Source organism: Hydrogenobaculum acidophilum (genome assembly GCF_054656715.1).
In genome coordinates, this window is record NZ_BAAHXP010000025.1 from 1 (window position 1) to 7,857 (window position 7,857).

The 7,857-nt window shown below is 35.5% G+C and carries 8 protein-coding genes and 1 pseudogene; all 9 read right to left on the bottom strand.

From position 1 onward, the window contains the following. Positions 1-46: 46 nt before the first annotated feature. The gene (gene nuoK / locus ACYQZV_RS08615; RefSeq protein WP_459895138.1) at positions 47-379 is read right to left on the bottom strand and encodes an NADH-quinone oxidoreductase subunit NuoK; all 333 of its coding nucleotides are present in this window, start codon (positions 377-379) and stop codon (positions 47-49) included. Then, positions 372-893, bottom strand: a complete 522-nt coding sequence (locus ACYQZV_RS08620) for an NADH-quinone oxidoreductase subunit J family protein (protein WP_459895141.1) — start codon at positions 891-893, stop codon at positions 372-374. Before ACYQZV_RS08620 ends, nuoK begins: the two co-directional genes overlap by 8 nt. Further along, positions 886-1,512, bottom strand: a complete 627-nt coding sequence (locus ACYQZV_RS08625; RefSeq protein ID WP_459895143.1) for a NuoI/complex I 23 kDa subunit family protein — start codon at positions 1,510-1,512, stop codon at positions 886-888. The genes ACYQZV_RS08620 and ACYQZV_RS08625 overlap by 8 nt, the downstream gene beginning before the upstream one ends. Before the next feature lie 4 nt (positions 1,513-1,516). After that, a complete protein-coding gene (gene nuoH / locus ACYQZV_RS08630) occupies positions 1,517-2,563 on the bottom strand; it encodes an NADH-quinone oxidoreductase subunit NuoH (protein WP_459895146.1) in 1,047 nt (348 codons plus the stop codon). Continuing rightward, the gene (locus ACYQZV_RS08635) at positions 2,560-4,275 is read right to left on the bottom strand and encodes an NADH-quinone oxidoreductase subunit D (protein ID WP_459895149.1); all 1,716 of its coding nucleotides are present in this window, start codon (positions 4,273-4,275) and stop codon (positions 2,560-2,562) included. The genes nuoH and ACYQZV_RS08635 overlap by 4 nt, the downstream gene beginning before the upstream one ends. Further along, a complete protein-coding gene (locus ACYQZV_RS08640; protein WP_459895152.1) occupies positions 4,275-4,646 on the bottom strand; it encodes an NADH-quinone oxidoreductase subunit A in 372 nt (123 codons plus the stop codon). The genes ACYQZV_RS08635 and ACYQZV_RS08640 overlap by 1 nt, the downstream gene beginning before the upstream one ends. 4 nt (positions 4,647-4,650) lie before the next feature. Further along, positions 4,651-6,132: an NADH-quinone oxidoreductase subunit N gene (locus ACYQZV_RS08645; RefSeq protein WP_459895154.1), complete on the bottom strand. Its 1,482-nt coding sequence runs from the start codon at positions 6,130-6,132 to the stop codon at positions 4,651-4,653. A 3-nt stretch (positions 6,133-6,135) separates the two neighbouring features. Further along, positions 6,136-7,641 (bottom strand): complex I subunit 4 family protein, encoded by a 1,506-nt coding sequence (locus ACYQZV_RS08650; protein ID WP_459895157.1) that lies wholly within the window; start codon positions 7,639-7,641, stop codon positions 6,136-6,138. After that, positions 7,642-7,857: pseudogene (locus ACYQZV_RS08655) on the bottom strand (NADH-quinone oxidoreductase subunit L); the annotation flags it as partial.

Consider the following 7,857-nt stretch of genomic DNA (forward strand, 5'->3'; position numbering starts at 1 on the left):
ATTATGAAGGATAAGAGTGGAAAGAGAAGGATGAGAGTTGGCATCTTTACCCCTTTAAGTCGATAATTTCGTTAACATTTTCAGCTTTTCTTAGCCTAAATAAAGATATTATTATCCCAAGACCCACCGCAGCTTCGGCTGCCGCTAAAGCTATAGTAAAAAGTGCAAATATTTGCCCATCTATGAGGCTGTTTGTTTTATCTATTCCTACAAAAGCAATATTTACGGAGTTTAAAGCAAGCTCCAAAGACATAAGAATCGTGATGAGATTCTTTCTTACCATCATACCAAAAAGACCAATACCCAACAAAATAAAAGCAAGCAAAAAATACTGCTCTACATTCTGGACCAAAAATTTAGCTACCAAACTTTCAATCATAGGTTTTCTCCTCTTTTCTACCAAGTAAAATGGCTCCTATCATACTAATAAGCAAAAGTACCGACATAAGCTCAAAAGCCCAAAAATACGTGCTAAATAGTTTAATACCAATAGTTGCTGCATTTCCATAGTTTTTTGTTATAGTTTCTATAATTTTATTTTTAGATAAAGATACACCAGAAAGAGCTACAATAAAAGCTTCAACGTATAAAATAGCCACAAAAGGGAGAACAGCAACACCAATAAGCCTATTGTGCTGCTCGTTTTTATGAAGCTTTCTCCACGGTACTGCAGTGATAATCAATATATAAAATACAGCTATCGCCACAACATAAACCATTAACTGCAAAGCTCCCAAAAGTTCAGCACCAGCACTAAAAAATATACCACTTATAGCTATTAAAGCTCCTAAAAGCCACAAAACGACGTATATAGGATTAGATGCACTGACAACACCTAAACCACATATTACGCTTATAACACCAAAGATATAAAACGCTATCTGGCTAAGCATTTTCTACCCGTTTAAGATGTAACTTATTTTCTCTCCAAAGAGCTTCTCTAGCATCGTCATCAATCCATATGCGGTCTGGCTCATATTCTCTTCTATCTTGCCAAGATTTTCCTATAGCTTCAAGCTTTTCTAAGTTAAGGATGGAATCTTTCCTTGAAAACGACGCAGTTTCATGTATATCGCTTTGAAAAAGACAATCTACAGGGCAAGCATCCACACAAAGACCACAAAACGTACAAAGCATCAAGTTCATATTGAAAACGGACACAACTTTTTTACCGTTTTCAAGCTTTTCGCCATCTATCTCAAACAAATCTGGCACAGGACAAGCTTTCTTACAAAGATAACAAACAACACATCTAGACTTACCTGGACGAGGTTCTATTTTCATCCTATCTACCCACTCATCAAAAGCCGGTTGTGGCTCCAAACCGTTTACCGTCTTATGCCCAAAAAATCCTCTGAACCTTTTGGGTGGTGTCAACTTTTCATAAGGATAATGGGTAGTTATAGTCTTGGTAAAAGCATGCCTTATAGTGATAGACATACCTTTTATAAAATCTAAAAACAAAATCGTCTCAAGAAAGTTTAGGGGCTTTTCAAATACCTTTTTAATCATAACATCAACCTCTCAACAAAGGTGCTATAAAAGCTGTTATAAGTATGTTAAAAAGTGCCAATGGCAGCATTACCTTCCAAGCAATAGTAGTAATTTGATCTATCCTATACCTTGGCAACGTCCAGTGAAGCCAAAGTACAAGCAAAAATAAAATAGTAACTTTTATTATAAACCAAATAAAACCAGACCATGGTCCCAAAAAGAAAAACGGGTCCACAAATCCTACAAATGGTATATTTATAGGGCTCCATCCACCAAGATAAAGCACCGTAAGGATAGAAGATAAAGAAAGCACTTCCACGTACCACTCTACCAAAGGAAATAAACCAAATTTCATACCGCCGTATTCTACCGTAAAACCAGTCACAAGCTCCGCTTCAGCTTCTTGTATATCAAACGGTACTCTACCAGTTTCTGCTAAAAGCGCAAAGACAAACACTACAAAAGATATGGGTTGTAGAAATATATACCAAACCTTCTGATGTATTTGAGCCATTACTATATCGTAAGTAGAAAGCGATTTTGCGAGCATTATAGGCCCCAAAGCGGCAAAGGTAATAACCACTTCGTAAGATATGATAATACCAGCTTTTCTCAAAGCACCTATCAAAGCATATTTGCTATTGGACGCCCATCCAGACAATGCCACACCGTATACCGCCAGCGAGCCAAAGGCGAAAGCCATTATAATACCTATATTTACATCGGTAAGTATTGGTTTTATATCATAACCAAAAACACGTATCTCTGGCCCGAAAGGCACCACCGCAAACACCAAAGAAGCCGGCACCAAAGCCATTATAATGGCTAAATTGTAAAGTAAAAAATTTGCGGACGATGGCAGGATATCTTCTTTAGTTAAAAGCTTAATACCATCTGCTAATGGCTGTAAAAGACCATGCCATCCAACCACCATAGGTCCAGGACGTCTTTGTATGTGAGCAGCAACTTTTCTTTCCACAAGGGTAAGATAAGCACCTACACCCAGTATTATAGCAAGTATTACAACAACCTTTATAGCTATTATGATACCTAACGCCACTATACTCATCTATCTATCTCTCCTACAACAGGATCAAGGCTTGCTAATATTGTAACAGCATCTGCCACATATCTATTTTCCATAAGATGAGGATACACACAAAGATTGTAAAAAGACCCGGGTCTTATTTTTACTCTATAAGGCTTTAAACCACCTTTTGAATTTATATAAAAGCCAAGCTCACCTCTTGGATTTTCACCAGAAGAATAGACCTCACCAGCTGGCACCTTCAAACCTATACCATCTAAAGTAAGCCTCAACTTTTTAGGGTCTTGAGACTCTGCCATAAAGGGTTCATTTTTAGACATGGTTTTGAGCTTTTGAACACATTGCTCTATTATTCTAACACTTTGCCTCATCTCCTCTACACGCACAAGATATCTATCGTAGCAATCCCCAGTTTCTCCCAAAGGCACATCAAAATCCACCATGCCATAGGCATCGTATGGTTCTAGTTTTCTAATATCATAAAATACTCCTGAGCCCCTCGCTACGGCACCGGTAAGCCCATAAAAATATATGTCTTCTTTTGTTAACACCCCCACATCTTTGTTTCTTTTTAACCATATCCTATTTCTGCTAAGAATTTTCTCCCAATCTTTTAACTCTTTTGGAAAGAATTTTATAAAGGATTCTATTACATCAATAGCACCTTCTGGCAAATCCATCCTCACTCCACCTATTCTTGTGTATGATATAGTAAGCCTTGCCCCAGTAATGCCCTCTATTATATCCATTATTTTTTCTCTTTCTTTAAAAGCATATAAAAATATAGTCAGAGCACCTAAATCAAGAGCATAAGTCCCAAGCCAGAGAAGATGGGAGTTTATGCGCTGAAGTTCTGACATCATGGTCCTTATGTATTTTGCTTTTAAAGGTACGATATCCTCTATACCAAGAAGCCTTTCTACCGCTACAGTCCAGGCTTGATTACTACAAAGAGCCGATATATAATCCATTCTATCTGTATATACTAAAAACTGCTGATAAGGTTCGTGCTCAGCTAACTTTTCTACACCCCTATGAAGCTGCCCTAATATGACATCTGTTTGCACCACACGTTCGCCTTCTAGGTCAAACAAAAACCACATCGTACCGTGAGTACCTGGATGAAGCGGACCCCAATTCAACACTACCTGAGCCTTTTTCTTTAGTCTGTTCTTTTCTGTGTATTCCAAATCTTTTAACGTCGGCACATAAGTATGGGTGCGTCTATAGTTCATTGTACCGGTTAGATTATCACCAAACACTGCCTCGTTCAAAGAAGGAAGCTCCACGTTTTCATAACCCTGCAAAGGAAAATCCTTTCTCAAAGGAAAGTAGTTGTATGTATCCCACATGAAGGCTCTTACCAAATGTTCATGTCCTTCGTAATGTATACCAAACATATCATAGGCCTCTCTTTCAGCCCATTTACCAGCAAACCAAAGCCTTTCTATGCTTGGCAAAGAATGTTCGGTTTTAGTTTTTACTACAATTCTCTCTTTTGTATCTACATTGTATAGTATATAAAAAGCCTCAAAACGATTCTGAGCTTCTAGTGTATCTATCACAGAATGGTCTATAAAAAGCTTAAATCCAAAGTCTTCTTTTATCGTCTTTAACGTATTTATAAGCAATTCCTTTTGTACATAAACTATAGAAAGAAGCTTGTCTTTCTTGACTTCAACGTATGGTATTTTAGCTTTTATCTCATTCAAGGTCTTTTCACTTGCTTGCATTACAAACTCTCCAAATCAAACTGCCAATCAAGGGCTTCTTTTTTCCAAGCGTATACAAGTCCTAATGTTAAAATCACAAGAAACAAAAATACTTCTATAAAACCAAAAACCCCAAGAAAATTGTATACTACAGCCCATGGAAACAGATAAGCCACTTCTATATCAAAGAGAAGCAACAAAAGACCTAAAATGTAATAACCTTGATGAAATGTTGTCTGGGCTGTATCATCGTAAAGAGGCACACCACACTCATAAGGATATGTTTTGTACGGCTCTTTTTTCTTTGGTCCCAAAAGCCAGTTTAACGATACAAGTATTACGCTTAATCCAAGCATTACCGCCAGCAAAGACAAGAGACCTACATAAGCCATATCTTCACCTCAAATTAGCTATTTTAAACAAAAATTCTGAAATATTGCTAATACCATTCCACAATACAAAAGGAAACATGCCAAGTAAAAATGTAAACATCACCAAAAGACCAATAGATACGTTTTCTAATATATCATATTTTGGTTTAAAATGAATCTCAACATCTTTCATAAACATGAGAACCACAAGCCTTACATAATATCCTGTAGATATTGCAGTAGCCAATATCAGGACAAAACCAAGCCAATATATATCTTTTATGGCTAGCCCCAAGAACACCAAAGCCTTTCCAACAAAACCAACTGTGGGTGGTATCCCCAACAAAGCAAACAAGAACATAGCAAAACTTATACTTAAAAATCCAGTATTCCTATAAAGACCACCTATGTTTTTTATCTGATTGTCCCATACTTCGCTTTGCTCTAAAACACTCAAAACTAAAAAAGCACCAAGCCCCATAATGCTATAAACAAACACAAAGTATATAGCAGCCTTTAGCCCCATGCTAGAATTAGACGATAAAACAGACAGTATATAACCACTGTGAGCTATAGAAGAATAAGCTAAAAGTCTTTTTATATCACTTTGCACTAAAGCAAGGGCGTTACCAATGATCATGGTAGCGGCCGCCAATATGCTCACAGATATCATCCAAGATGAGTAAAGATGCTGATTGACATAAGGCATTAATCTAAGAAGCGGTATAAAAAACGCAAGCTTGCCAGCAGATGCCATAAATCCAGTTATAGGAGTTGGAGCAGCGGTATAAGCGTCTGGTAACCAGAAATGAAAAGGTATTATACCTATCTTTATTGCAAAAGCCAATAAAAACAATATCATACCTACTATAAGGTAAACGGCATTGGCGTTGTTGTAAGAAGACATTATAGCTCTTATGTCTAAAGACTTAGAAGCCGCATACATGAAAGCAGCACCGTAAAGAGCTATTATTATACTTATGCCACCTATTATAAGATACTTATATGCGCCTTCTTTTGATATGAAAGAACCTCTAAAAAGAGCTGTCATAATATAGAAGCTTATAGAAACCATCTCAAGAGATACGTATATAACTATTAAGTTATAAGAAGATGAAAGTGTCATCATACCAAGTAAGCTTAAAAAAGTTATATAATACACCTCATAATAAAATGTGTTTTTTCTATTCATATAAGTATGTAAAAACGGTAATACTAAAAGCGTTAGAATAATTTCAAACATTTTAGAGAACACACCAAGAGTGTCTATTGTATAAGTTCCTGAAAACACATCCTTAAAATATACTCTATTGTAAGAAAAACTAAAAATAGAAATAGCTAAAAATATTATAGATACCCATAAAAAGATTCTTTTTTTCGTTTCTGAGCTTTTCATAACAATATCAAATAAAAATAAAACAAGCGCACCAAAAAAAACACTCAACTCAGGCATTAAATATTTAAACTCGTATAGGTTTGTAGAGCCTAGTAAAAGTCTGATGTCCATAAGCTACCTCTTAACAACTCCGATTATATTAAGTAATTTTAACAAAGAAGCATCAAATATATTAAAAAATAAAGATGGGAAAAGCCCTATCGTAAACATAAGCACCACTAAACTAAGCATAACAGTCAACTTTATTCCTCTTATATCTGTAAATATCAAAAAAGAACCTTCCGTCTTACCTTCCAGAAACAGATTTCTAAGAAAATAAAGCATGTATATAGCGCTAAAAAATGCACTCACCATCACAAGCAAAGCTAACGTTAAACTATGTTCCCTTGCCGACAAAATAGTTAAAAATTTACCCCAGAAGGAAGAACCAGCCGGTAAACCCATAGCAGAAAATCCTGTTAGAGCTACTAGAATAGAAAAAACAGGCATATACCGTACAGAACCAGCTATAGTTTTCATATTAAAAGAGTGTAATCTGTTGTATATAAAACCTGCTATCATAAACAGCGCCGCGCTAGAAAATCCGTGAGCTATCATCTCAATGGTAGAAGCTCTAAAACCTTGAAAATTAAGCATAAACATGGCCGCTACTACAAAACCCATATGACTTACAGAGGAATAAGCCACAAAACGCTTTACATTGTTCTGAGCTATAGTCATCCAAGAAGCGTATATTATGGTAATTATACCAATTATAACCATAATGAGCCAAAGATGTTTAGCGGCTTCTGGGAAAAGACCTATGTTAAACCTTAAAAATGCGTAAGAACCCATTTTCAAAAGAATGGCTGCCAACACTACGGAGCCAGCAGTGGGGGCTTCTCCATGGGCATCCGGAAGCCATGTATGAAACGGTACCAACGGCGTTTTCACAGCAAAAGCTATAAAAAATAACACGAATAAAAATATTTGCTCATCCAAAGGCAAATGTAAATTTATCAAGGTTGGATAAAAAGCGCTAAAATGTCCAGTTTGCTTAAAGCTATCTGCTGATAAAATCATTATGCCAAAAAGCAAAAATAAACTAGATATAAAAATATATATAAAAAACTTATAGGCTGAGTAAAGCCTTAATTTATATCCCCAAACACCTATTACAAAAATCATTGGCACTAAGGTAAGCTCATAAAATACATAAAAAAGTACCAAATCCCAAGCGGTAAAAACACCTATTAAGAAAGTAGTGGTAAGTAAAAACATGGCATAATACTCTTTTAGCCTTGATTTTATTTGAATATCTTTAACAGACCATGCAATTGCTAAAAACGATATAAAAGTAGAAAGTATGTAAAAAACTTCAGAGAGCCCATCTACACCGACAGAGTAAGATATGCCAAGCTCTCTTATGATAGGATAATTTTCATAAAGATAAATATTGGATAGGTTAGAAAAATCAAGAAACTTTAAGGTATATAACGATATTAAAAAGGTAGCAAAAGAGCCGATAAAAGCTAACACCTTAGCAAATCTCTCCGGTAAAAATGCTATCAATATAGTAGTAAGTATGGGTACTAACATAGAAAAACTTATAAGTCCAGCACCTTTTGTAACGTAATCCATTTACAACCTCATTCCCTTTATAATAAGACCTAATATTATAACTATACCAATAAGAACTACAAATATATATTGATTTAGATATCCACTTTGAATAATCCTCATCTTCCTACCAAAAGAAAACGTCCATATTACAAGTTTATGAATGAAGATATCTATAAACCTTATATCTATAAACTCCCAAATAAATCTTACTAAAAGCATAAATAACTTTGCCAA

Excerpts from the sequence above, each read along its gene's own strand:
- nuoK (WP_459895138.1), bottom strand. The coding sequence starts at position 379 with ATGATTGAAAGTTTGGTAGCTAAATTTTTGGTCCAGAATGTAGAGCAG.
- ACYQZV_RS08620 (WP_459895141.1), bottom strand. The coding sequence starts at position 893 with ATGCTTAGCCAGATAGCGTTTTATATCTTTGGTGTTATAAGCGTAATA.
- ACYQZV_RS08625 (WP_459895143.1), bottom strand. The coding sequence starts at position 1,512 with ATGATTAAAAAGGTATTTGAAAAGCCCCTAAACTTTCTTGAGACGATT.
- nuoH (WP_459895146.1), bottom strand. The coding sequence starts at position 2,563 with ATGAGTATAGTGGCGTTAGGTATCATAATAGCTATAAAGGTTGTTGTA.
- ACYQZV_RS08635 (WP_459895149.1), bottom strand. The coding sequence starts at position 4,275 with ATGCAAGCAAGTGAAAAGACCTTGAATGAGATAAAAGCTAAAATACCA.
- ACYQZV_RS08640 (WP_459895152.1), bottom strand. The coding sequence starts at position 4,646 with ATGGCTTATGTAGGTCTCTTGTCTTTGCTGGCGGTAATGCTTGGATTA.
- ACYQZV_RS08645 (WP_459895154.1), bottom strand. The coding sequence starts at position 6,132 with ATGGACATCAGACTTTTACTAGGCTCTACAAACCTATACGAGTTTAAA.
- ACYQZV_RS08650 (WP_459895157.1), bottom strand. The coding sequence starts at position 7,641 with ATGGATTACGTTACAAAAGGTGCTGGACTTATAAGTTTTTCTATGTTA.